Origin of the sequence: Pontibacter harenae (genome assembly GCF_020907245.1) — a bacterium.
GTDB lineage: Bacteria > Bacteroidota > Bacteroidia > Cytophagales > Hymenobacteraceae > Pontibacter > Pontibacter harenae.
In genome coordinates this window covers 1-24,140 of the sequence record NZ_JAJJWH010000008.1, presented here as the reverse complement: position 1 = coordinate 24,140, position 24,140 = coordinate 1, and the positions used below count along the sequence as shown (strand labels likewise).

Sequence of the window (24,140 nt, the reverse complement as noted above, 5' to 3'; positions counted from 1 at the left end):
CTATAGTTAGTCAGGCCAAATACCCTGTGGCGTGATAGCAAAATCCAGCGGCACATCAAACGGGTTAGGATCAGTGATACTTTCTACTGGAGGCTCTAAGGATAAACCGACCTTCAGTACATCAGGGCGGCAATCTGCCAGGAAGCGGTCGTAGAAGCCTTTACCGTAGCCTACGCGGTGCCCTGCTTTATCAAAAGCGAGTAACGGAATCAGCACCACATCTACCTCCTGGGCATGTATAATGTGAGCATGCTGCGGTTCTGGAATTCCCCAGGCATTCTCTACCAGCACTGCCTCATCTGTTAGGTGGTGGTGCGTGAGCACATTTTGAGCTACATCCGTTACAGGCACCGCCACCCGCACCTCAGGGTGCCCCTGTCGCAGCTGCTCAATAATGTACCAGGTGTTTACTTCGTTATTTTTGATGATCGGCAGGAACACATGCACCGTTTGCCCCTCTTGCAGCGGAAAATGCCTAAAAAACAGATCCGTAATGCGTTGGCTGCGCTGCTGTACTTCTTCAGCTGGCAACGCACGCCGCTGCTGCAGCATCTGTTTCCGTAGCTCCGCTTTCAGCATTACTCCTCCTCCAGTATCGTGAACTTCAGGTCGAAAGGATCGAAAGCTTCTACCAGAGCAGGTATAAAATCAGGGTTGTTAGTTTTATAGGTGAGTAGGTTGTCGTGGCGTTCCTGCAGGCTGCCGTTCGGGAACAGTTTATCTTTCAGGTTCTCCAGCTGCTTAAACGTCTGCTCATGCTTGGCGTCTCTGGCTTTGGAAATCTTCTTCTCCAGCATCTGCAGGGCATTATGCGCTTTTTGTGCCTCAGCTCCTACCGATTTTACTAAGGTTGGATCAATTTCCTCGGCAAGCTTTTCTACCTCCGCAAAAGCGGCAGCTATAGTGTCGCGCTGCGCCTCCAGGTTTATTTCTTCTTCGTGTATCTGGCTCGAAAGCTGCTTTTTCAGCTCCTGGTAATCCTGAAACAGCTCCTCTGGTTGCAGTTCTAACTTATGCATACGGCTAGCATTACCACGGTTTATGTACAGCGCCGAGTTGCGCAGCATCAGCACAGGGAAAGCCACTTCATACGCCTCAAACACCTTCTTTAGCTGGAACCAATACGCTACTTCTGCCCCACCACCTATGTAAGCTAAGTTCGGAAGTATAAGCTCTTCGTACAGCGGGCGGAGTATTACATTTGGGCTAAACTGCTCAGGGTGCTCCTGCGCCAGTTTCAGCACTTCTTCCTGCGTAAAGCTAATGTCGGTATTCAGTACTTTATTTTTACCATCTTCCTGCACGATACGCTCTCGTAGCCCATCCTGCAAGTAAAACAGGTTTATTTCGCGAGAGAATACCTGTGGCTTGTACCCCAGCTCCTCCAGCTGTGCATTCGCCTCTCCCACCAGCTTATTCGAGAAGTTTTCGGTCAGCTCTTTTTCTATAAAAGGCGTTAAGGCTTTCTTTAAAGTTGCATCGTCGCCGTCTATACTTACCAAACCATACTCGCCCAGCAAAGCATGCGTGATGGCACGCGTAGCATCTGCTAAGTTCTTGCTATTGCGGTAAGCTTCCTCAAAAATAGGATACGCCTCTGGCAATTCCTCCAGTACCTTTTCCAATCCTTCAGTTGTAAATCTTCCTACAGCACCTTTTTGTTCCGTCTCCCAGCTATACTTCTTCCCAAACAGGCTGAAGTGGTTGATCTCGGCAAAGTCGTGGTCTTCGGTGGCCATCCAGTACACGGGCACGAAATTGTGCTCTGGGTACTTCTCCTTCAGCTGCGTGCAGGTGTTTATAGCCGTGATGATCTTATAAACAAAATATAGCGGCCCTGTAAAAATATTGAGCTGATGCCCCGTGGTAATGGTATACGTGTTCGGCTCCAGCAGCAAATCGATGTTCTGCTGCACCTTCGGGTCTATCTCGGTGAGGGAAGTATACTGCTGCAGTAGGGCCTGGTGCAGCACCTGTCGCTGTTCCTGGCTAAAGCTTTTCTCTTTTATCTGGGCTTCAAAAGCCTCCAAAGTAGGAAAGTGGTTGTAGAATGGCTGTAGTTGCGGGCTACGAGAAAGGTAATCGCTTATAGTTTGGGAGAATGCGCCTGTAGCGGCGTAGTCTATTTTGGTAATTTTCATGTCTGATACTTCCATCTGCAAGGTTTCTGAAGATGCGTTTTAAGCCTCTTAAACAGCTGAGGCCGCTTTAGGGTTTTACAGCAAAGAAGAAGCCTTTGCCGCCACCCCACAAAAGTAGTTGTTTATTTTCGGTTTCGCAGATGCTACGATAGAAAGCAGGTATAGCAGGGTGTATGTCTGAGTTAGGATTTATTAGATTAGTGGGATTTTCTTGGTTAAGCTTCGTGAAGTTGCTGCACCTTTATATCAATTAGAAATTCAAAATTAGATTGCACCATTAGGACTTACGGTATACAAGTCATCTATCCTGTTAATCTGTTAATCTGTTAATCTTTAAATCTTGGAAATCCTGATTCAGACAACTTCTTCACAGCCACCGTATACAAGTTTATACTATCAAATCAACTACAACTATGGGACTATTAAATGGATTAATGGGGCATGCCTCCGAGGTTTCCATCGAAAAGGTAAATAAAGAATTTCAGCCAATCTTGCTGGCTGACGAGCAGATTGAGAAGGCCTTCAAGCTCATCCGCGATATGCTGGTGTTCACGAACAAGCGCCTGATTATGGTGTACAAACAAGGCGTTACGGGTTCTAAAATCGATTACCAAAGCATACCTTACTCCAGCATCAAGATGTTCTCAAAAGAAAGTGCAGGCATGATGGATTTTGATGCCGAACTGAAGATTTGGCTTACAGGAGAAGCGCAGCCAACTATAAAGCAGGAATTCCGCAAAGGCGATAATGTGAATGAGGCGTATAAAGTGCTGAGCAGGTATGTGCTGAAATGACCTCCTGAATATCCAACCACCCCTGCCCCTCCTTGTCTAAGGGGGGGAGCACTACTACTAATGCTTCTTCCTTACATTGAATAGCAGCTATTTAGGCTTCAATACAGAGATCCTATCAAACTTATTCTGTTTAGAATGATAGCATCCATAAAATTTGTGACAACTCCTTTAACAATAGCACAAGTGATAAAATGAAGAAATTACAGGCTCCCCTCCTTAGACAAGGAGGGGCAGGGGTGGTTGGACTCAACAGTTTTAGCAAAAAGCAGAAAGCCCTGCAAGCTTCACTTGCAGGGCTTCTTAAAAGTCTCATATTTGATACGGGAGGTCTACTTCACCACTTCCCCATACAAATCAAAATCCGAAGAATCCGTAATCTTCACGTTAGCGAAGTCTCCAATGCGCACATACGTATCGGTAGCTGGTACCAGTACTTCGTTGTCCACCTCAGGAGAATCGTATTGGGTACGGCCTACAAAATAGCCACTTTCTTTGCGGTCGAACAGCACTTTGTAGGTATTGCCTACTTTTTCCTCGTTCATCTCTACTGAGATGCCCTGCTGCAACTCCATAATAGCATCGGCACGGTCCTGCTTCACCTCGTCTGGCACGTTATCCTCTAACGTGAAGGAGTGGGTGCTTTCTTCGTGGGAGTAGGTAAAAATACCTAAACGGTCGAAGCGGGTTTCTTCTACCCAATCGTATAACTCCTGGAAATCCTGGTCGGTCTCGCCTGGGTGACCAGCAATTAAGGTTGTTCTTAAAGCGATATCAGGCACGCGCTGGCGGATAGAATCTACTAGCTCTATGGTTCTGCGCTTGCTGATGCCACGGCGCATGGTCTTCAACATGTTATCTGAAATGTGCTGCAGCGGCATGTCTAAGTATTTACAGATGTTCTCACGCTCGTTCATCACATCAAACACCTCCATAGGGAACTGCGACGGGTAGGCGTACTGCATTCTGATCCAGTCGATGCCTTCCACATCCGACAGATTGCGGAGCAGGTCAGCCAACTTGCGCTCACCGTAGTGCTGCAGACCGTAGTAGGTTAAGTCCTGCGCAATGAGTATAAGCTCTTTCGTGCCCATACTTGCCAGGCGCTTCGCCTCTTTCACCAAGTCCTCAATTGGGCGGTCTACGTGCTTGCCGCGCATCAAAGGTATGGCACAGAAAGAGCAGGGGCGGTTACAACCTTCAGCAATTTTAAAGTAAGCGAAATGCGAAGGTGTCGTGATTAAGCGTTCACCGATCAGCTCGTGCTTATAGTCTGCCTCCAGCTTCTTCAGCAGTTGCGGCATCTCCATGGTACCAAAAAAAGCATCCACTTGCGGAATCTCAGCCTCTAAAGAATCTTTGTAACGCTGCGACAAACAGCCTGTCACGTATAGTTTATCAATCTGCCCAGCTTCTTTGGCATCGGCGTAGCGCAGAATGGTATCTATGGATTCCTGCTTGGCGTTATCTATAAAGCCACAGGTATTCACTATAATGATGTTGGAATCGTCTTTATCAGACTCATGCGCTACGTCCATGGCATTGGCACGCAACTGGCCCATCAGTACTTCGGAATCCACCAGGTTTTTAGAGCAACCCAATGTGATGACGTTTACCTTATCTTTTTTAAGTGTTCTTACTTTCACTTACTTATATCTATTTAATGAAATGCGCTTTGAATTATAAAAACCTTTATCAAGCCAGAATGGTTCGTTTTGAAAACCAGCTTGCAAAGGTACAATATGTTTGGCAAATAAAAGAGGGACTCTAAGTAACTATACCTGCCTCTGAGCAAAGCTAGAGTTACAATGGATTTGTATTAGCAGAAAGCATTTCCCACGATTGGGAAAACCACTCAAGGCAATCAGCTTGTGACTTCAACAACTTAACTTTGATCGGTAGTTGATAATTAGATATCAGAAGTTGAATAACCTGGTACAGATTATTGTCCCATAGGTAATCAGGAGATTCCAGAATTGCGATTTTTTGGAGAGGAGTGTTGGAAATATGCTTAACAAAATAATGTAAAACCTCCTCGGTTAGCACACCACCTGCTGGAACACCAGAATCCACTACTAGATTGGCAACATTTCGTTCTTGAACGACTTTGAATAAATAGACGATGGACTGTAAAAACTGAGCCGATTCTACACTTAAATCATCCGACCACTGAGCACTTAGCATATTAGAGTCTGCATCGTGTGCTAACTCCATCAAACCAAACTTAATTACATCCACTGTAGGTAATCTTATAGGGCAAATCCGTCTATAACGTATAAGTTAGCGTAAACCAGCAAGGGCAGAAGGATTTCACACTTTCTCCAACGCCATAGTATGTTGCGTAACCCCACTTTTTTTGAAAACCTTATCTCAGCTTACTAATAATGGGCGTTGTAGTTTATCAGGAACTCCACGTTTGTCAACTCCCCTTTCTTCACCTCCACAGGAAAAATGTTGTTTTCTCCGTCGAAAAGGTTGGCGTAAAGTCCATTTTCTTCTTTAGTGAAAAGGCTGTACCTGCCAGGCTTCAGACTAACCGTAAAGCTGCCATCTGCTGCTGTAGCAACCTGAGTGACTAAATCTGTTTGAATATTGGTGTGAAAAACACCATCTGTTGTGGTGGTTTGCGAGCTATTGGTTAGTTCGTAGATGTAAAGCGTGCGCTGTACACCTCGTTTGCTGCGGCTCTGTGGTGCATCGGGCGATGGCATTTGGTTACCCGACTGCCACAGCACTTTGCCTGTTATACCTTCCTTTACTGCCATTTGCTGCTCCTGCTTTTCTACACCAGCGGCTGCATTTGTTTGCTCCATTTCATAGTGCGTTTCTTCCTGAACAGCTTTAGAGCCGTTGCAGCCAGAGAGTAGCAGCGCCAACGGTAACAGCAGGAGCTTTGCCATGCCAACTATACTTACTTGCGGGAGAAGAAAGAGTCCACGAACTCGTGCTTGTCAAAAAGCTGCAGGTCTTCTATTTTCTCGCCTACCCCGATGTATTTAACAGGAATTTTAAACTCATCTGAAATACCGATCACTACACCTCCTTTGGCAGTACCGTCTAGTTTTGTAATGGCAAGGGCGGTAACATCGGTGGCTTTAGTAAACTCACGGGCTTGCATTACGGCATTCTGACCAGTGCTACCATCCAATACCAGCAGCACTTCGTGTGGTGTATCAGCCGTTATTTTCTGCATCACACGCTTTATTTTCGAAAGTTCGTTCATCAAGCCCACCTTGTTGTGCAAACGGCCAGCAGTGTCAATGATTACCACATCGGCATTCATTTCAACGCCTTTTTTCACGGCATCGTAAGCAACAGAAGCAGGGTCAGTGTTCATGCCATGCGATATCACAGGCACTCCTACACGCTCTCCCCAAATGATAAGCTGATCTACGGCGGCGGCACGGAAGGTATCGGCAGCGCCTAATACTACCTGCTTACCAGCCTTATGGAACTGCGAAGCCAGTTTACCAATAGTAGTAGTTTTACCTACGCCGTTTACACCCACCACCATAATTACATATGGCTTTATATTGGCAGGCAATTCAAAATTAGCACCGTCTCCAGAGTTATTTTCCTCCAGCAGGGCGGCTATTTCTTCGCGCAAGATGCGGTCTAGCTCGTCTGTACTTACATACTTATCACGAGCTACACGCTTTTCAATGCGGTCTATAATCTTTACCGTTGTGTCTACACCGACGTCAGCATGTACCAGAATTTCCTCTAGCTCGTCAAGCACATCTACGTCTACCGTAGATTTACCCATTACGGCTTTACTCAACTGGCCAAAGAAGTTCGACTTCGATTTCTCTAACCCCTGGTCCAGCGATTCCTTTTTCTTTTCTTTGCTGAAAAAGTCAAAAATTCCCATTTATGTAGTTTTAAGTAGGATGAAGACTATCTCGGTGATACGGTAATATACTAAAAAAGTCCCAATTATGGGACTTCTTCATGTATTGTATCTATATAAATGTAGAGTAGGCTGTATTATTTTGCTAAGTACTCTTGTACTTTGTCAACAGGTATCATTTCCTCTCTAAAGGTGTAAGCACCAGTTTTTGGAGACTTAACAGCCTTGATAACTTTTGCCCAATCTTTACCTGTAGCGGTCTTTAGGGTTGCAACTACCTTCTTAGCCATGGTTATTTAATTTCTTTATGAACAGTAACTTTCTTCAAATTCGGGTTATACTTCTTAAGCTCAAGACGCTCAGTCGTATTTTTTCTATTCTTGGTAGTGATGTACCTTGAAGTTCCAGGTATATCAGTAGTCTTCTGCTCTGTACACTCCATAATAACCTGGATTCTATTACCTTTTGCTTTTTTAGCCATCTCAACAGTAATTTTTTATTTTGGACTGCAAATATAGCAGCTTAAATCATTAACTACAAACAAACTATAGTTTTTTTTCGAAGGTTCACAACGTAACCTTCGCTTTCACTTTAAATCCAGCAACTTTCTAATGTCAGAGATGGTTTCTAAAGCTTGGCAACACTACATGTTCTGCACTGCTACCACTCTCCGCTTACAGAAATATACACCCTGCACAACGATTTCGGCAAAAAAAGCAACGGAGCGAGGCAGCAGTTTTAAACAAACACCTCTCTCCGTTGCCAGTGAAATCTTATCTAAAGTACCAGATGGCTTGCTAAGGCTATGGCTTTTTAATGCTTAAACATCCGTTAAGGCAGCTAAGCAAGCAGCACAATAGCCAAAGGCTAGTTAGTAAAGGATATAACCTTGCTCTACCGCCTTCTTCAATACCGCTGTGATACCATTCTTGTTGATGGTTCTCAGTGCCGAAGTAGAAACTTTAAGTGTAATCCATGCATCCTCTTCAGGGATGTAAAAACGCTTCTTCTGAAGGTTTGGATAAAATCTACGCTTAGTCTTGTTATTAGCGTGAGATACGTTATTACCTACTTGTGGTCTTTTTCCTGTTAAATCGCAAACTCGTGCCATCTTGTATTTTCTTCTAAATTATTTCAATAGGGGTGCAAATATCCGTAAAAAGATACAGAAAGTCAAAGCAATAGAAAATATTTTTAAAAAGCGGCCTCTAAAACTCCTATAGCCCCCTCTCCTCCTTACTTACTTTTCCCCTTCTCTGCTTCCCGCTTTTTCTTGTTGAAGCCATAAGGACAATGCCTGCATCCGTTCTGGCAGCAGTATCCTCGCTTTAGGTGGTACTTGGCTGTAAACACCATCAACCCCTGCTCGTTCAGGTAATAATCTTCTCCTTCGGTTAGAATTTGGCTCACGATTTAGCTTTCTGAACTACAAAGTAAGGCAATTATACAACTACAGGCAAAACAGGATAGCCTTTGTAAACACTAACGTATGGCTCTCGTTATAGATAAAATGTCAAATGTTAAAACGCCTATGGTTACCTACCAAACATTTAGCGAGGCTATACAAGATATGCGTAGCCGAGGCTTTATTCACACCCTCAGCATACAGCAAAACGAAATTGTATGCCCTGAGCTAGACACGACTCTAGCTCCCGAAAGCATCACGATTGTGGAACGGCACCTGGTGCAAGCTCCAGACACAGTGGCAGGCGAGCGTGAGGTTTTTGCCTGTAAGACCGATAGCAACCATTTGGGTATCCTAACCAACACCTACGCCTACTATGACCCAGAAGGCTTTGCGGCTATTTTTAGCCGCTTCCGACAAATGGCATAGACGATGGAGGTGGGCATAGCTGCTTTTTTTGAAGTATGCCCTGTTTCGCTACTTTTACAAACAATACATTTTTTTCCGTTAAGAGAAAACTCCTTATTAAACACGATCCGTTTTTCAGGCGCTTCTTTTATATAAACCCATAACGAACTATGAATAAATTAACTATTTCTTCCAGCCAACAAGCTATTGACATAGAGCACAAATACGGTGCGCACAACTACCACCCATTGCCAGTGGTGCTTTCGCGTGGCGAGGGCGTGCACCTATGGGATGTGGAAGGCAAACGCTACTATGATTTTTTATCTGCTTACAGTGCCGTTAACCAAGGCCATTGCCATCCTAAAATTGTAAATGCGCTGGTGCAGCAGGCTCAACAGTTAAACCTGACCTCACGCGCTTTCTACAACGATAAACTTGGCGTAGCGGAGCAATACATCTGCGAGACCTTTGGCTACGACAAGTCTTTGTTCATGAACTCAGGCGCCGAAGCTGTGGAAACAGCCATCAAACTCGCTCGCAAGTGGGGCTACATGAAAAAAGGAATTGCGCCTCATAATGCCGAGATTGCAGTGGTAGACCACAACTTTCATGGCCGTACCACGGGTATCATTTCTTTCTCCACAGACCCAGATTCTACGCATGGCTTTGGCCCCTATATGCCAGGCTACAAGGTTATTCCTTACAATGATATTGATGCGCTGGAGCAAACCCTGCAAGAAAACCCGAACACCTGCGCCTTTATGGTAGAACCTATTCAAGGCGAAGCAGGCGTGGTAGTACCAGACGAAGGTTATTTAGCAAAGGCTCAGGCGCTTTGCAAACAGTACAACGTATTGCTGATAACCGACGAGATACAAACAGGTATTGCCCGCACCGGAAAACTACTGGCCAGTTACTACGACGATGTTAAAGCAGACATCTTGGTTTTAGGAAAGGCTTTATCGGGTGGTGTGCTGCCAGTCTCCTGTGTGTTGGCCAACGACGATATTATGCTGTGCATACAGCCTGGCGAACATGGCTCTACCTTTGGCGGCAACCCTATGGCAGCCGCAGTGGCCATAGCAGCCTTGGAAGTTGTGAAAGAGGAGAACCTGGTGGAAAATGCCCACAGACTTGGCGAAGTGTTTCGTGAGCGCATGAACCAACTGAAGGCCAAGCGTCCTGAACTGGTTACACTAGTGCGCGGCAGAGGCCTGTTAAATGCCATTGTTATAGAGCCAACTGATGATGAGCGTACCGCTTGGGATGTGTGTGTGGCCCTGATGGAGAAAGGTTTGCTAGCGAAGCCAACCCACGGCGACATCATCCGTTTTGCGCCACCACTGGTTATCACAGAAGAGCAACTGCATGAGTGCTGCGATATCATCGAGGAGGTTATACTTAACTTCTAGTAATCCCGACACACTTACTTCAAGAGCCGAACTATAGCTATAGTTCGGCTCTTGTTCTTTTATGAAAACTATGTAACACCAGATGCATTGCAAAAATCAGAGTTTTGCTATATTTTGCCTCCATTTTTTACTCTGACGAAGCAGCATGAACAACTTAATACTGAAGCTAAAACTTCTTTTTCTACCTTTTGTACTTTGGGGCATCGGTTTTACAGCCACCTATACTTTCCTGCACTGGCTTCTGATACTGGAGTACAGAATTTTAGATTTAAAAAACATTGTTGTTGAGTTTGTACTGCCAGCTGTTTTTACAGGTCTCTTTGTGTTTATCTGGCTCCGAAAACGCCTTAAGCTGCTAAAACTTAAAACTAAAACTGGCGATTTGCCAGGCTTCTTTCAATTCATTGCGCTTATTGCCTTATGTATTCCAGCTGTAGTTGCACAGCATTACATAGTTACTGCCACCGGCAAACTGGTACAAGTGGAAAACATTAATCAGATCGGTCAGCAGAAGCTCTCCCGCTACTATACAGTAGAAGATTACTATCTGGATAAGGCTAATGTTCAGATATTTCCTTATTCTGAAGTAAGCGGCAAGAACAACCAGTATCTCAACTTTTATTTACATGCTGTTGTGCCCATCTTAGGCGCTGCTGCCGATACCATCTCCACACAGCCCATACAAGGTTGGCTGGGCGTCAAGTTTTCTCACCAGGTCAGCAATAGGTTGTCGCCGCAAGGAAAAGAGGCAGCTTACCAGAAGTTTATGCAGGAATCGTGGGAAGAGTTCCAGGTTCAGAACACAGCGCAGTTCCAGTACCTCGACAGAATTGGCAGCAGCACTGATCTGGATAAATACCGTACAGCTGTAAAAGGGAAAAGCAGCTTTTATACCACCTCCGAGCCAGTTATTCTGGTACCTGTGCACCAGCCTTATGCCGCAAGAAACGGGAATAAGCTTTCCTGGATCTTCGGCTCTTTTGGCATCGGCTCCGCAGTATGGTTACTGATGATCTCGCTAGCAAAGTTTCGCCCGTTTCAGCTTAAAAAATTCTTAGCAGGGAAACCACAAAAAGACACCGAACTACAGGAGTTCTTCTCCATCTTCATCCCTAAAAAAGATTACGTTGTTACACCACTCATCCTAGACCTAAACCTACTCCTTTTTATTTTGATGACATTATCAGGAGCTGGGTTCTTGACGTTTGAAAGCGAAGACTTGTTAAGTTGGGGAGCTAACTTTAAACCGCTTGTGCTGGAGGGTGACTGGTGGCGCCTGATGACCAACGTATTTTTGCACGGAGGCATTATGCACCTTGTTATGAATATGGCGGCGCTACTGTTTGTAGGGAGCTTGCTGGAGCCGTATCTGGGAAAAGTAAAGTTTGCGGTTTTATACCTTACCTTAGGTTTAGCAGCAAGCTTAACCAGCATTTGGTGGTACGACAGAACAATCAGTGTAGGTGCTTCTGGGGCCATTTTCGGCTTGTACGGTTTTGTTATTGCCTTACTAACTGTTAAAGCTTTACCTGGGCAAATGAATAAATCTTTGCTGATTACCTCTGGCTTATTTGTCGCTATAAATTTAGTGATGGGCTTAGCAGGCGCAGGCATTGACAATGGCGCACACATAGGTGGCCTGGCAGCAGGCCTTACTGCTGGTTTCGGTTATTATCTTTCCATTTATAACCAACATGAGGACTACCTGGAACCAGAAGAGGAGCAAGAGAAATATACCTCGGCTTAGGCCAGAGTACCTGAGCCACACCAATAAACCCCATACTTCATTTCAATTCCACTCCTTAAGCCGTACCTTTGTCTTAACATGATTTAGAACAATTTCTGTAAAGAATTTAAAGGCATGATCAGAAGACCAAGACGTAACCGCCAGACGCAGGCGATCCGAGATATGGTGCAGGAAACAACCTTAGACCTGCAAGACTTAATTTTCCCGCTTTTCATCATCGAGGGCGAGAACCAGAAACAAGAGATTCCTTCTATGCCAGGCATCTACCGCTACTCCATCGATACTTTAGTGGAGGAAGTTAGAGCCTGTGTGGAGTTAGGCATCAAGGTATTTGCTCCTTTCCCGAGTATACCCGAAGAGAAGAAAGACAAGTACGCCAAAGAAAGCTATAACCCCGAGGGACTTTTTCCGAGTGCCATTCGTGCCATCAAAAAAGAATTTCCTGATGTGGCCCTGGTAACTGACGTAGCCATGGACCCTTACAGCTCTGATGGGCACGATGGCATTGTAGAAAACGGCGAGATTCTAAATGACGAAACGCTGGAAGTACTAGGCAAAATGGCTCTGGTGCAGGCACAGGCTGGCGCCGACATTGTGGCTCCTTCCGATATGATGGATGGCCGTATTGGACATCTCCGCAAAGTACTGGATGAAAATGGCTTTCAGAAAGTGGCGATCATGTCCTATACTGCTAAGTATGCCAGTGCCTTTTACGGTCCGTTCCGCGATGCTTTAGGCTCTGCTCCAAAAGCAGGCGACAAGAAAACATATCAAATGAACTACGCCAACAGCCGCGAAGCCTTGATCGAAGCAGAGTTGGATACCCTTGAAGGTGCCGATTACCTGATGGTGAAACCTGCGCTGTCTTACCTCGATGTGATAAAGCTGCTTCGCGACAATTCTAACCTGCCAATAGCTGCCTACAACATCAGTGGCGAATATGCCATGGTAAAAGCTGCGGCTCAGAATGGTTGGGTAGACGGCGAAAAAGCCATGATTGAGATTCTGACAAGTATAAGACGTGCTGGCGCAGACATTATTCTTACCTATTTCGCCAAAGAATACGCGCAGTATCTGAGTAAAAAATAATCAGATACACTACCACTATAAGAGGCCTTTGCAAGCGTGTTCTTACGCTCTGCAGAGGCTTTTTGCTTTCTTTATCCGCTATTGCTTGGCAACACATTAGCCACAGCTTTCTGTAGCTTCGGCCCCACAATACCTGTTTCTCCTATCATCTCTTTTAGATAATACCTTCTTCAGGTTTCAAAATGAACTGACTTTGAGCAGAGGTGTCAGAAGAGCTTAACTGCTTGCACTTTTGCTCCTGCCCTAGCGCTGCTCCTAATACCAAGCTAAGACACAAGAGCAGCGCTATAAGGAGGGGTTACTGTTTCATAGTTTTATTTTGTAGCTGTATCACAGCCCAAATGTAAACCTTATAGCCACACACTTTTGTTAAGAGAAAGTTAAAGTATAAGGAAACGAAATTCTTTGTTCTCTGAACCAAACCGGTGAGATATTTTCCGAATTCGAAACCAGCTCCAGAACGTTGGTTGTGCGGTTTCCTTTGCAGCACATTTAGTATGATGGCTGTTATTATCAGATTTATTTATAACTTGTTCAGCACTACGGTAATAAAATATTCCGCTTACATATATGAGGATTAAAAGCATTTGCCTCTTTGCTTTTGCTCTTGCTGCTACAGTAACAGCACATGCACAGCAAGATATTACACCCATCAAGGCAGATAAGGCAGCGCTATCTCGCATTGCTGTTGATGCTGAAAAAGATTTTAAAGCCAACTATAGCAAAGCCCTTGTGCTTGCAAAGCAACATGGATGGGTTGTAGAAAAAACCTATTCAGACGGAAGCCATGTTTCTTTACAAGGAATAGACAGCCAAGGATTGCCGATCTACTATATTACGTATAACAACTCACGTGCAGCAGCCACTACCAGAACAAACCAGGTATGGGCAGGCGGCTCGCTTGGCTTAAATTTAAGCGGAGCAGGCATTTCGGTAGCGCAAAAACTGGCTATGTGGGATGGCGGAGGCGTAAGAAGGACACACCAGGAATTAAGAGACCGTGTCATTCAAAAAGATAACCTTGAAGAAATAAGCGACCATGCAACACACGTAGCAGGCACATTGATAGCAACAGGCTTAAACCCATTAGCTAAGGGAATGGCGTTTGGCGTAACAAAGCTTGCAGCCTACGACTTTACGAACGATGTATCGGAGATGGCTGCTGCGGCACCAAACTTACTTGTTTCTAACCACTCTTATGGCTCTATAGCAGGCTGGCGCTATAACTCCGACCGTGAAGGCACTGAAGAAGATCCTTACTGGGAGTGGTGGGGAAACACCGACATCAGCAAAACAGAAGATTACCGCTTTGGCTACTACGACGATGCCTCCTCTAAATGGGACCATATTGCTTTTAACGCCCCTTACTACCTCATCGTAAAATCGGTGGGTAACAATCGTTCTGAAAACGGACCCGAAGTGGGCAAACCATACTTCCAGCGTAATAGCTCTGGGAAGTTCGACCTTGTAAGAAGCAGGCCAGCTACTATCAGCAATAACAACAGCTATGATATTATTCCTACTTACGGAACAGCTAAGAATGTGCTTACTGTAGGAGCCGTCGAGCCGATTTCTAACGGTTACGCACAAAACTCAGACGTTAGGATTTCTATCTTCAGCGCCTTTGGCCCTACAGATGATGGACGTATAAAACCAGACATTGTCGGAAACGGTGTCTCTGTGCTGTCAAGCTCTAGCGACAACGACAGAGCCTATAAAACTTTAAACGGTACCTCCATGGCCACCCCGAATGTGGCAGGTTCTATGCTTTTGTTGCAGGAGCACTACAGCAATCTGAATAACGGTGGGTTTATGAGAGCTGCTACGCTTAAAGGTGTTGCCATTCATACAGCAGATGAGGCTGGCGACCACCTTGGCCCTGATTACAGGTATGGCTGGGGGTTGCTGAACGTTGAGCGGGCCGCCTCCTTTATCTCTACGGTTGGTGGGGCTACCGCCATACAGGAACGCAGTTTGGCGCAGGGCCAAAGTTACAGCATGGCGGTAGTGGCTTCCGGAGCTAGTCCGTTAACCGTTACTTTATCCTGGACTGACCCAGAGGCCACTGCTGTGGCAACAGGTACTACTGCTCTTAATAACCGTACTCCTAAGCTTGTAAACGATTTAGATGTACGCCTCTACCATAAAGGCACTCTGGTTAAGTCGCCTTGGGTGCTTACACCGCTTAACCCTGCAGCTCCTGCCCAGCAAGGCGACAATGTGCTGGATAACGTTGAGAAGTTCGAACTAACGGCTGTAAAGCCTGGAGAAACATACACGGTAGTTGTTACGCACAAAGGCACACTGCAACGCGGACCACAGCAATACTCTCTGCTCCTGAGCGGAATTGGCGGTAGCACCTACTGCGCCAGCAATTCATCGGCTGAACAGGGCGCCAAAGTACAGCAACTGAGTTTTGCTGGCTTCAACTACAGTAATACCCAAGGTTGCGGCAGCAACTTTCAGGACCAGACTGCTATTGTTGGCATGGTTGAGCCAAACCAAACGCTTCCTGTCTCCTTGAATGTAGGCTTCTGCAACGGCACACCTGCTCCCACAGCTTTGAAAGCTTTTGCAGACTGGAATAACGACGGAGACTTTGACGATGAAGGCGAAGAGCTAATCAACTCAGGAGTACTTGATGCCACTGGCAATTATACAGGCACAGTACAGGTACCTAGCACTGCAGTGCCAGGTCAGTTTGTGCGAGCCCGATTTGTAGCACAGGAAACGTCAGTTCCTACACAAGTAAGTGCTTGCGGCACATACGCGCGCGGAGGCACTGTCGATTTTTCTCTTAGAGTTGTAAGACCAAGTTACGATGTAGAGGTATCAGCTATTGTGTTGCCTCCTGGCGGCTTTTGTGTTGGCGCTGAACAGAATGCTGCCATCCGATTGAGAAACAACGGCACCTCCCCTGTCAGCAACGTACCCGTAACCATAACGGTAAGCCGTGCTGGCACAGAAACTATTGTGCTAAACACTACTTTTACAGGCACCTTGTCGCCTTATACAGAGGGCGAACTTGCTTTCAGCCTTGATGCTCCGCTGGCAGCAAACGCAACGTATAGCCTAGAGGCTAGCACTTCGTTACCGCAAGATGCCAGAGTAGCGAACAATAACCTGTCCCAAACTTTTGAAGTTGGAGGTAGCATCGCAGCACCAACCACTGCGGCAGCTTTCCGTTGCGGTTCCGCTGCACAGTACACGCTTTCGGGTGAAGAGAATGGTACTTTATTTTGGTACGACTCGCCTACCGCAACACGGCCTATTGCCGCTGGCAACCTAACACAAATTCCTGCAAGCCCACAATTAGGAAGCACCTTATATGCAGCTCTTAATGATTACACAGGAACCATAGGCCCAGCAACTAAAAACTTTGCTTCAGACGGCGGCTATAACCAGTTTACTCCTTCGGTGTTGCTCACGGCTAAGGCTCCGATGCTGCTAGAAAGTGCTCGTCTGTATATTGGCCACGAGGGCAAAATAACGTTTACTGTAATCAACGATAATGGAGCACCAGTATCTTCGCGTACGCTTTATGTGCAGCCTACCCGTACAACGCCTGCAGCAGGCAACGTGCCGAATGACCCTAATGACCAGGGAGCTGTTTATTATTTAGGACTGGAAATTCCTGCAGCAGGTGATTATAGTATATCTATTGCTTATGAGAATGGCGCCACCATTTTCAGAAATAATTCTGGTGTAGCAGGTTACCCCTTCGGTTTGTCTGATGTGTTAACCATAACAGGAACTACTGCAAACCCCAACCCGCAAAGCTATTACTACTATTTCTACGACTTGAAAGTCCGTGGTTTAGGGTGCCAAAGCCCGAGGGTAGCCGTGAACATTGTTTCAGGACAACCCATCAATGAACCCACTATTTCGCGCAACGGCCAGACTTTAGTCTCTAGCTATGCCACCGGCAACCAGTGGTACCTTGATAACAGGCCTATAGCGGGCGCAACAGGCCAGGTTTATACACCAACTGAAAGTGGCAACTACAGCGTTATGGTGGTGAAAGATGGCTGTATTTCAGATATGGCAATGACGTATACTTTCTCCTATAAACCAGGCATACGAGAGCTAGGACCTGAGTTGGTTGTTTCGCCGAACCCAAGCAGTGGCCGCTTTAGAGTAGAGGTTGAGACAAGTGCAAAAGAAGATATTACGTTTGAGGTAACTGACCTGATGGGCAAGATCCTTACCACAGGAAAAGTAACAGAATACTACGGCCAATACGAGGGCTTTATCAACTTATCTGATAGAGCTAACGGCGTGTACATACTGCGTGTAAGACACGGCGACAAATCGTACTCTAAGAAACTCCTGGTGCAGCACTAGGAGTTTGGCGGCTCGCTTTGGTGTAGACACTCATATTCCCTTTATTCTGTAAGAATGATAGGTTTTGAGAATATCTACGGCCTCTGTATCTAACTACCCCTCCTTGTCAAAGGAGGGGAGCTTTTATTCTTCATTGGCAGGAAGTCTAAGTCTAGCAATTTTTGGTAAAGTAGTAAAGCGAGATAAACCTAAACAGCTGTAAATGCCTTTTGATACCAGTTAGTGTTTAGTAGCTTCCATATCAGTATAACAAATAAGGTTTTACCTTTCTCCTACAGAGCATAAAGCTTTTGCCAGGTGCACCAACGACGATTTTTTGTTTGAGCGTTCAGCGAGTTCAAAATCTTCTTGATTCTTTTGCTTACTTTTCTCATCAAGGAGAAAAGTAAGGGCCCGCTGGCGAGGCGAAAAGCCAGCAGGGAGCAGTGTACTTCACCAGTTGCAGAGGGACTTTTAGTTTGTAGAATGTTTAGAGCAATGGAAGCTCCTTTATACGATTTGATATAAAACAACAGGCTCCACATCCTGACTTGGATGTGGAGCCTGTTGTTTTACTGATACTGCCTTAACTGCAGCTATTCTCTGCGAAAAACGATTAAAGATCCTCTTCGCGCACCAGCATAAGTACTGCTGACTGCGGCACAATGTAGTATTTCTCGCTGAGGTAGTTTATCTCAATCGCATCGCGTTGCAGGTAAATAGCCAGATCGCCTTCTTTGGCCTGAAGCGGTATATAGCGCACCTCCTCCTCTTCCTGCTCCCAAGACTCATCGTCGAAACCATAGTCTGCTGGTATAGGATAACCAGGGCCTACTTTCATCACGTATCCCTCCTGCACCTTTTCTTTTTCCTGTACGCCAGGTGGCAGGTATAAGCCGCTCTTGGTTTGGTCCTTCGCCGACTTTGGCTTTATCAGGACACGGTCACCAACTATGATAATTTTCTCTAACTTATTCTTTTCAGAAATCCTCATGGGTAATGTATGCATAATTATAATGGGTCTGCGGTTACTTTAAACCACATATTCGCGTTAATAGACACATCCCTTGTTATTGCTTTAGCAAGTTCGGCCATCGTCCGGATGGTGTATCTATCGCTTTTTATATACTTGTCTAGTTTAGCATTGGTAGAAACAAGTTGAATGCTACTCTTTCCCTTCGGGACCTCCTCCAGAAAAGCAATCATAACTTCTTCCTCTCCTTCGCTGCTGATGTAAATTTCAATCTTTTTCAGAAAATCAAAATTCTCGTCCTGAGGGTTAGAAATGCTCAAGGTCAGCTTGTTTAACGAAACATCTTTTACTAACTCCGCACGTGTGTTATTGTTCTTAAAAGTTTCTTCTGAGTTTGTAGGAATTGCTATGGGGGACAAAGGAGTAACCACGCCTACAGGAAATTGAGAATTTATTTCTATCGTCTCTTCCTCCTCTATGTAAAACGTAAGGAGCTTGTCTATTTTCTCACACGCTGTGCCTACTAACACGACCAGCACCATAGCTACAAAAAATAATCTCTTCATCATAAGGGTAATAGTAAGGGTAAAAATTAGCGAAAAGCTACTAAAGTATAGTATAACTCGGACAACAAAGATAATGATACGCGCGGAGAAATACTGCGTTGAAACCCTTAACTTAGTCGTGGCTCTGGAAACAGCAAGAGGAGGCAACTTAACTAATTGCCTCCTCTTGCTGTTAAACCTACTAGCATTCAACTATAGACTGGCAGCTGCAAAACCGAAGTTTAACGGTTTAAGCGCCTCCTTTCGCCAACCTTTCAGCTCTTCTAAACTGTTTCAGAGCTTCCTGAAACTCTTCATCTGCTTCGTGTAAAACAGGATAAAAGCCTTCGTTACCGTAAATGCTACGTCCAATAAAAGCCTTTACATTATTGCGCAACAGGTTTTTAGAACGGTTGTATTCTTCTTCCTTATACTCTACGCCAGCTTTTGTAGCAAGTCTTATCACCTCTTGCAGCATTTTATCAGATACCTCAAAGTTCTTTTTAAACTGCTCAATAGGCATCTGCTCAAGGTTCTCGCGGTTACCCTGGTAATGATCCAGCGCATATTCCCGAATTACATTTTTGTTGTACAACTGGCTCAGGTAGCCCGACAGCTCAGAAGTGTCGCGAGGCACAAATACATCTGGCATAATACCGCCTCCGCCATACACTACTCTACCCCTGGCCGTTTTATACTTTAGCGAATCTACAAACAAGCTGCTGTCGGGGTGGAAGTATTCGCCGCGCTCAAACCTGTTCATCATATCCATCTGGTACTCTTCGGCACCTTTTTCATAAGATTTTTGGATAGAACGCCCGCTTGGGGTGTAGTAGCGGGAAATGGTCAGGCGAAGCTCCGAACCATCGTTCAACGGAATAGGCATTTGCACTAAGCCTTTACCAAAAGATCGGCGACCAACAACTAATGCCCGGTCGTTATCTTGCAGGGCACCCGCTACAATTTCAGCGGCGGAGGCGCTGCCCTCATCTACCAGCACAATTAGTGGCCCGTTTTCGAAAGCACCCTTGGTACGAGCCAAAGACTCGGAATCATACTTCGTGCCTTTGCCATCGGTGTAAACAATCATTTTTTTGCCAGACAGAAATTCATCAGCCATACGGATGGCGTGATCCATGTAGCCTCCTGGGTTTCCACGAAGGTCCAGGATCAGTTGGCTCATGCCTTTCTTTTTCAACTGTGTCAGGGCTTCCTTAAATTCTTCGAACGTATTGGCAGAGAAGCGGCTAACTTTTATATAACCCGTATTCTTGTCTACCATATAGTTCACATCTACCGAGAAAGTAGGAATCTTGCTACGCTTTATGGTAAAATGAAGCGGTTCTTTCGTCATATTTCGTTGTATGATCAGTTCAACCTTAGAGCCACTCGGGCCACGCAAGCGTTTAAACACGCCTTCGTTGCTGATGTTGATACCTGCCACATCCTCACCATCCACTTTAATTATTTTATCGCCTGTTTGTATACCTGCCGCTTCCGAAGGCCCTCCGCTAAGCGGCGTTACAACATAAATAGTATCGTTGAAGATGTTAAACTCGACACCTATTCCGTCAAAATCACCCTCTAAGTAAGACCTTGCCATGGCCATATCCTCGGCGGGTATGTAAGAGGTGTGCGGGTCCAGCTTTTTAAGCATTTGGCTGATGGCGTAGTCTGTGAGTTCCTCGGTATCCACGGTATCAACATAGTCGCGGTCTATGTAGCTGAGTATGTCGCGGAACTTAAGGTAACTCTTTGCAGTGCCCTGAGGATTTATACTAGACGGAGAAAATGTGGTAGCGCCTAGTAACACACCCACCACCAAAGCCAATGCTATAAACAATGGCAGCTTTACCTGAAAAGGAGAATTCTTTACCTCTCTTTGCTCTTCTATATCTTTATTTTCCATAGTCAGTTCTGTGGTAAATGATCGTTAAATTTCTCTACTGAGTGCAGGCATGGTATTCCTACAAAATTATTTCGATCTGATTACACCACTAATACAAGTGCTAAATACCGAAAGTTACATACTGCCCGCCACGCTTTTGTCTATCTTTTCTTCATAATTGCACTGATTTAAAATCAATTTAGAAAAAGTACCTTGTTGCTGGCAACGGCTAATTGATCTCGTGTTCGCTGATTCCTTCATATTTGAGGAAGAAAAAAGTGGTTCTCTTTCAAACTTACCCTTACCTCCTACTATACAACTGCAATCTCAATTTAACAGTTTCTTAGCATAAATTTTACCTTTTGTTTAAAACTGTAGCAGGCAAAACTTTCTTGGCTCCCAGTTTACGAATTAATAAGCTAACTTTGTAGCTACAAATGCACTAAAGCGCGCGCTATAAGACAGTACAATGGGTAGAATTTTAGCAGTTGATTACGGAAACAAGCGTGTGGGTCTGGCTGTAACAGATACGTTGCAGATAATAGCTTCTCCGCTCGAAACCGTTCATGCTAAAGATGTGTTGACTTATATTAAGAGCTACATGCAGCGCGAACCTGTAGAGGCTATTGTGGTAGGTATGCCTCGCCGCCTGAGCGGTGAAGCAACGGATGCCACGCCACATGTAATTGGCTTTGTGCGCAAGTTGCAGAAAGATTTTCCTGGTGTGCCAGTACATACCGTTGACGAGCGTTTTACTTCCAGTATGGCTCAGAAAGCGATGTTGGCAGGGGGCTTAAAGAAGAAGGCCCGCCAGGACAAAGCCACGGTAGACCGCGTGAGTGCTGCCATTATTTTACAATCGTATTTAGAAAGCAGAAACATATTATGATTTATCCTATTACCGCCTACGGCGACCCTGTTTTAAAAGAGCCTGCCCAGGATATACCCCAAGATTTTCCTGACCTGAATGAGCTGGTGGACGACATGTTTGCCACCATGTACCACGCGCACGGTGTTGGCCTGGCAGCTCCGCAGATTAGTAAAAGTATTCGCCTTTTTGTAATTGATTCTGAGCCGATGATGGATGAAGAAGACAAGGGCAAAGGCGTGAAAAAAGCTTTCATCAACCCAGAAATTATAGAGGAAGATGGCGAAGAGTGGGGCTTTGAGGAAGGCTGCCTAAGCATCCCTGGTGTGCGTGAGGTAGTGTATCGCCCTGAGCGCATCGTGATCCGCTACTTCGATACTGATTGGAACGAGCATACCGACACCTACGATGGCATGACAGCCCGTGTGATTCAGCACGAATACGACCATGTGGAGGGTATCCTTTTCACAGATTACCTGTCTGGCCTGAAGAAGCGCCTGATCAAGAATAAACTGGCAAAAATAACGAAAGGTGAAGTGGACTCTGACTATCGCATGAAGTTTCCTGCACTGAGCAAGAGACGATAGCCTATACGTTTTGAACTGTACCAAAAGAGCCTGCTACTGTAAAGTGGCAGGCTCTTTTGTATTTTATAGTTATAGATTAGGTTGTAGCTGATGCCTGTAGCAGAGCAAGCGTTAAGGCAGCAATAGACTAGCATTTGTTTTCTTTCATGTTAGCATCTACGTGAGGCTTATACTTACTAATATGATCAAATAATGATAGCCTGCTTATAATTTTTTGAACATAATGTACGTGTCCACTAATCCTAATTCTTTGTGCCGAAAACCTTTCGGAGTTGTACCTATGATTTCGAAGCCATACTTTTTCCAAAGGTTTACCGCCCCTGTGTTGGTGCTGACGACGATATTGAACTGAATACCGAAATACCCCTTTTGTTTAGCAAACTCAATGGAATGTTCACACATAAGTTTGCCAATTCCTTTGCCCTGATAATTGGGCTTTACCATATAGCTGCAATTAGCTATGTGGTTACCTAAGTCAACCTGGTTAGGTTTGATGATATATGTTCCTATTACCAAGTCATTGTCGTCAACGGCAACAAAGGTGTCCATGTAGTCTGCAAGCCAATACTTGTCTAACGCCTCTTTTGAGGTATTTGGGTCAAATACATAGGTGTCTCCTGTTTTGATAACCTGAAAAAAGATGTCCCATATTTGTTCATAATCCAGTACTTTATCTGCTTTTCTGATTTTCATATTACCTCGTCTCCTTTGCCTTTTTTGAATGACGGTGAGAGTATTATTCAGGATATACTATAATTGAAATCTTTCGCATTATTTCATTCTTATATTCAGAATCAGGAGTGGATACTTTTACTAAAAGCAATGTATTCTGTCCTATAAGTTCCTTGCCAATTTGAAAGATAAATCTATTGGATTCTTGTTTTAAAGAAAAGTTAAGTCCTAGTGTTAGTATTTCATATTGTATTTTCCTGTCTTTGGGGTCATTCGCCTCAATAAGGAGCTCATATTGGTCACCAACTTTTAAATTTGGTTTTCCACTTCTCTCAAATACAGATTTACCCCAAAAGTTTCCTAGATTGTCAGAAACTTTTATAAGTTCAATGAAATAATCATCTTTCATATGATTTTTATTGTGGAATATTGTTATTGCGTTTTTTAAATCCATCAAAATTCCTGATAGGAGACTTTCTTGACTTGCAATCAGTTTTCTTCCGTGAGCAAGCGTATTTCTAAATTGTTCTATTTCCTTGAAGAAAACTGAGAACCGTTTCTTGTCATTTAGAATAGGTGAAAATATGTCCCAATTTTTCTCAATTATTGTATTTATATCATAAAAATCAGAATAATAAATCAGTCTTGGCTCTAGCAGTATCCCTTTATTTTTCTTTTTTTCTATTTCCCGTTTCTCCTTCCACTTTTCTATTCTTTCTGGTGATACTTTGTAGTTAGATGTGTCACTACTACCAATCAAAGAAGTGATTAGTTCTCGTAATGTATTTTCGTATTCGTTTATCATAGTTCAAGTTACTGGCAACGGTCTCGTGTATGAGATGTGCAAGGCCATCGGCCTTAGCATGACTTATGCACAACGTTGGCAATAGTATTTATTTAGTTACAATTTTGAAATACTTCATATTATGAGTAAGTACTTCTCCAGGAATGATGTCCTTACTGTTATAAATTATTGAATCGTATTTACAGAGATTTGTACTTATAATTCTGTAAACTATGTTGAAGCCATTCTTTCGTTTGTTCTTATCAAGAACTACTCCCTCTATCAGGCACTTAAAATCACTCCCATCTACAACATATGAAAAAACAGTCAAACTAGTTCTATCTGTTCCGTCACTACGGAAAGTGCCACCAAACGGAACTCTTATGGTATCCCCAATTGCCAGGGCTTTAAATCGTTTTTTGTTTTCTTGCCTTTTTACCTTTAGATGCTTACTGATTGCGTCAAGTTCTGATTTAATTGGTTCAAATTCTCTTTGGTAACATGGATACTCTCTAACGAAAAGGCCCTTGTTCTTTGCGGCTCTATGCAATTCAGGAAGTCCATCGAATCTTTTTTTACGAAGACGGTCTATTTTTTTATTGGACCTGTAGTGATAGGTGTGACCTCCCCCCGAAAAACTGGACCGCTGTTAAGTAG

General features: G+C 44.5%; 24 protein-coding genes. 8 read left to right on the top strand and 16 right to left on the bottom strand.

Annotated elements, in window-relative coordinates:
• Nucleotides 1–6: 6 nt before the first annotated feature.
• Nucleotides 7–579 carry a 5-formyltetrahydrofolate cyclo-ligase gene (locus tag LN893_RS06085; RefSeq protein WP_229968910.1) on the bottom strand — a complete coding sequence of 191 codons (573 nt, stop codon included), beginning with the start codon at nt 577–579 and terminating at the stop codon, nt 7–9.
• Nucleotides 579–2,156 carry a bacillithiol biosynthesis cysteine-adding enzyme BshC gene (gene bshC, locus LN893_RS06080; RefSeq protein WP_229968909.1) on the bottom strand — a complete coding sequence of 526 codons (1,578 nt, stop codon included), beginning with the start codon at nt 2,154–2,156 and terminating at the stop codon, nt 579–581. Before bshC ends, LN893_RS06085 begins: the two co-directional genes overlap by 1 nt.
• A 398-nt stretch (nt 2,157–2,554) precedes the next feature.
• On the opposite strand from bshC, the gene LN893_RS06075 reads away from it, so the two are divergent.
• Complete coding sequence (locus LN893_RS06075; RefSeq protein ID WP_229968908.1) at nt 2,555–2,935, top strand: PH domain-containing protein; 381 nt, start codon at nt 2,555–2,557, stop codon at nt 2,933–2,935.
• Nucleotides 2,936–3,264: 329 nt separating this feature from the next.
• Here the strand turns inward: LN893_RS06075 and rimO are convergent, their stop codons facing one another.
• From rimO to LN893_RS06035, 8 genes are all read right to left on the bottom strand, one after another.
• On the bottom strand, nt 3,265–4,578 hold the full coding sequence (gene rimO, locus LN893_RS06070) for a 30S ribosomal protein S12 methylthiotransferase RimO (RefSeq protein WP_229968907.1): 1,314 nt from the start codon (nt 4,576–4,578) through the stop codon (nt 3,265–3,267).
• A 157-nt stretch (nt 4,579–4,735) separates the two neighbouring features.
• Nucleotides 4,736–5,170, bottom strand: a complete 435-nt coding sequence (locus LN893_RS06065; protein WP_229968906.1) for a hypothetical protein — start codon at nt 5,168–5,170, stop codon at nt 4,736–4,738.
• 140 nt (nt 5,171–5,310) lie between these two features.
• Nucleotides 5,311–5,832 (bottom strand): carboxypeptidase regulatory-like domain-containing protein, encoded by a 522-nt coding sequence (locus tag LN893_RS06060; RefSeq protein ID WP_229968905.1) that lies wholly within the window; start codon nt 5,830–5,832, stop codon nt 5,311–5,313.
• An 11-nt stretch (nt 5,833–5,843) separates the two neighbouring features.
• Nucleotides 5,844–6,803 (bottom strand): signal recognition particle-docking protein FtsY, encoded by a 960-nt coding sequence (gene ftsY / locus LN893_RS06055; RefSeq protein ID WP_229968904.1) that lies wholly within the window; start codon nt 6,801–6,803, stop codon nt 5,844–5,846.
• A gap of 116 nt (nt 6,804–6,919) precedes the next feature.
• The gene (locus LN893_RS06050; RefSeq protein ID WP_229968903.1) at nt 6,920–7,072 is read right to left on the bottom strand and encodes a DUF4295 domain-containing protein; all 153 of its coding nucleotides are present in this window, start codon (nt 7,070–7,072) and stop codon (nt 6,920–6,922) included.
• A gap of 2 nt (nt 7,073–7,074) precedes the next feature.
• A complete protein-coding gene (gene rpmG / locus LN893_RS06045) occupies nt 7,075–7,263 on the bottom strand; it encodes a 50S ribosomal protein L33 (RefSeq protein ID WP_115566930.1) in 189 nt (62 codons plus the stop codon).
• 390 nt (nt 7,264–7,653) lie between these two features.
• The gene (gene rpmB, locus LN893_RS06040) at nt 7,654–7,893 is read right to left on the bottom strand and encodes a 50S ribosomal protein L28 (protein WP_187032041.1); all 240 of its coding nucleotides are present in this window, start codon (nt 7,891–7,893) and stop codon (nt 7,654–7,656) included.
• A 125-nt stretch (nt 7,894–8,018) separates the two neighbouring features.
• The gene (locus LN893_RS06035; protein ID WP_369427658.1) at nt 8,019–8,192 is read right to left on the bottom strand and encodes a C1orf53 family protein; all 174 of its coding nucleotides are present in this window, start codon (nt 8,190–8,192) and stop codon (nt 8,019–8,021) included.
• A gap of 100 nt (nt 8,193–8,292) precedes the next feature.
• Between LN893_RS06035 and LN893_RS06030 the strand changes: the two genes are divergently transcribed.
• The 5 genes from LN893_RS06030 to LN893_RS06010 all read left to right on the top strand — a co-directional run bounded on the left by LN893_RS06030 (nt 8,293) and on the right by LN893_RS06010 (nt 17,187).
• Entirely contained in the window at nt 8,293–8,616 is a 324-nt protein-coding gene (locus LN893_RS06030) for a hypothetical protein (protein ID WP_229968902.1), read from the top strand.
• 149 nt (nt 8,617–8,765) lie between these two features.
• Entirely contained in the window at nt 8,766–10,007 is a 1,242-nt protein-coding gene (gene rocD, locus LN893_RS06025; RefSeq protein WP_229968901.1) for an ornithine--oxo-acid transaminase, read from the top strand.
• A gap of 145 nt (nt 10,008–10,152) precedes the next feature.
• Nucleotides 10,153–11,754, top strand: a complete 1,602-nt coding sequence (locus tag LN893_RS06020; RefSeq protein WP_229968900.1) for a rhomboid family intramembrane serine protease — start codon at nt 10,153–10,155, stop codon at nt 11,752–11,754.
• Between the two features lie 114 nt (nt 11,755–11,868).
• A complete protein-coding gene (gene hemB / locus LN893_RS06015; protein WP_229968899.1) occupies nt 11,869–12,843 on the top strand; it encodes a porphobilinogen synthase in 975 nt (324 codons plus the stop codon).
• 570 nt (nt 12,844–13,413) lie between these two features.
• Nucleotides 13,414–17,187 (top strand): S8 family serine peptidase, encoded by a 3,774-nt coding sequence (locus LN893_RS06010; RefSeq protein WP_229968898.1) that lies wholly within the window; start codon nt 13,414–13,416, stop codon nt 17,185–17,187.
• Between the two features lie 595 nt (nt 17,188–17,782).
• On the opposite strand, the gene LN893_RS06005 is transcribed toward LN893_RS06010, so the two are convergent.
• From LN893_RS06005 to LN893_RS05995, 3 genes are all read right to left on the bottom strand, one after another.
• Entirely contained in the window at nt 17,783–18,160 is a 378-nt protein-coding gene (locus LN893_RS06005) for a co-chaperone GroES (RefSeq protein ID WP_229968897.1), read from the bottom strand.
• Between the two features lie 17 nt (nt 18,161–18,177).
• Nucleotides 18,178–18,708, bottom strand: coding sequence for a hypothetical protein (locus LN893_RS06000; RefSeq protein WP_229968896.1), 531 nt, complete (start codon nt 18,706–18,708; stop codon nt 18,178–18,180).
• A gap of 226 nt (nt 18,709–18,934) precedes the next feature.
• Nucleotides 18,935–20,593 carry a S41 family peptidase gene (locus LN893_RS05995; protein WP_229968895.1) on the bottom strand — a complete coding sequence of 553 codons (1,659 nt, stop codon included), beginning with the start codon at nt 20,591–20,593 and terminating at the stop codon, nt 18,935–18,937.
• A 448-nt stretch (nt 20,594–21,041) separates the two neighbouring features.
• Between LN893_RS05995 and ruvX the strand changes: the two genes are divergently transcribed.
• The gene (gene ruvX, locus LN893_RS05990; protein WP_229968894.1) at nt 21,042–21,461 is read left to right on the top strand and encodes a Holliday junction resolvase RuvX; all 420 of its coding nucleotides are present in this window, start codon (nt 21,042–21,044) and stop codon (nt 21,459–21,461) included.
• Nucleotides 21,458–22,027, top strand: a complete 570-nt coding sequence (gene def / locus LN893_RS05985; RefSeq protein ID WP_229968893.1) for a peptide deformylase — start codon at nt 21,458–21,460, stop codon at nt 22,025–22,027. The genes ruvX and def overlap by 4 nt, the downstream gene beginning before the upstream one ends.
• Before the next feature lie 204 nt (nt 22,028–22,231).
• Here def and LN893_RS05980 read toward each other — a convergent pair whose 3' ends face one another.
• The 3 genes from LN893_RS05980 to LN893_RS05970 all read right to left on the bottom strand — a co-directional run bounded on the left by LN893_RS05980 (nt 22,232) and on the right by LN893_RS05970 (nt 24,033).
• Nucleotides 22,232–22,720 carry a GNAT family N-acetyltransferase gene (locus tag LN893_RS05980; RefSeq protein WP_229968892.1) on the bottom strand — a complete coding sequence of 163 codons (489 nt, stop codon included), beginning with the start codon at nt 22,718–22,720 and terminating at the stop codon, nt 22,232–22,234.
• Between the two features lie 43 nt (nt 22,721–22,763).
• Nucleotides 22,764–23,504, bottom strand: a complete 741-nt coding sequence (locus LN893_RS05975; protein WP_229968891.1) for a hypothetical protein — start codon at nt 23,502–23,504, stop codon at nt 22,764–22,766.
• 88 nt (nt 23,505–23,592) lie between these two features.
• A complete protein-coding gene (locus LN893_RS05970; protein WP_229968890.1) occupies nt 23,593–24,033 on the bottom strand; it encodes a hypothetical protein in 441 nt (146 codons plus the stop codon).
• Nucleotides 24,034–24,140: the final 107 nt, after the last annotated feature.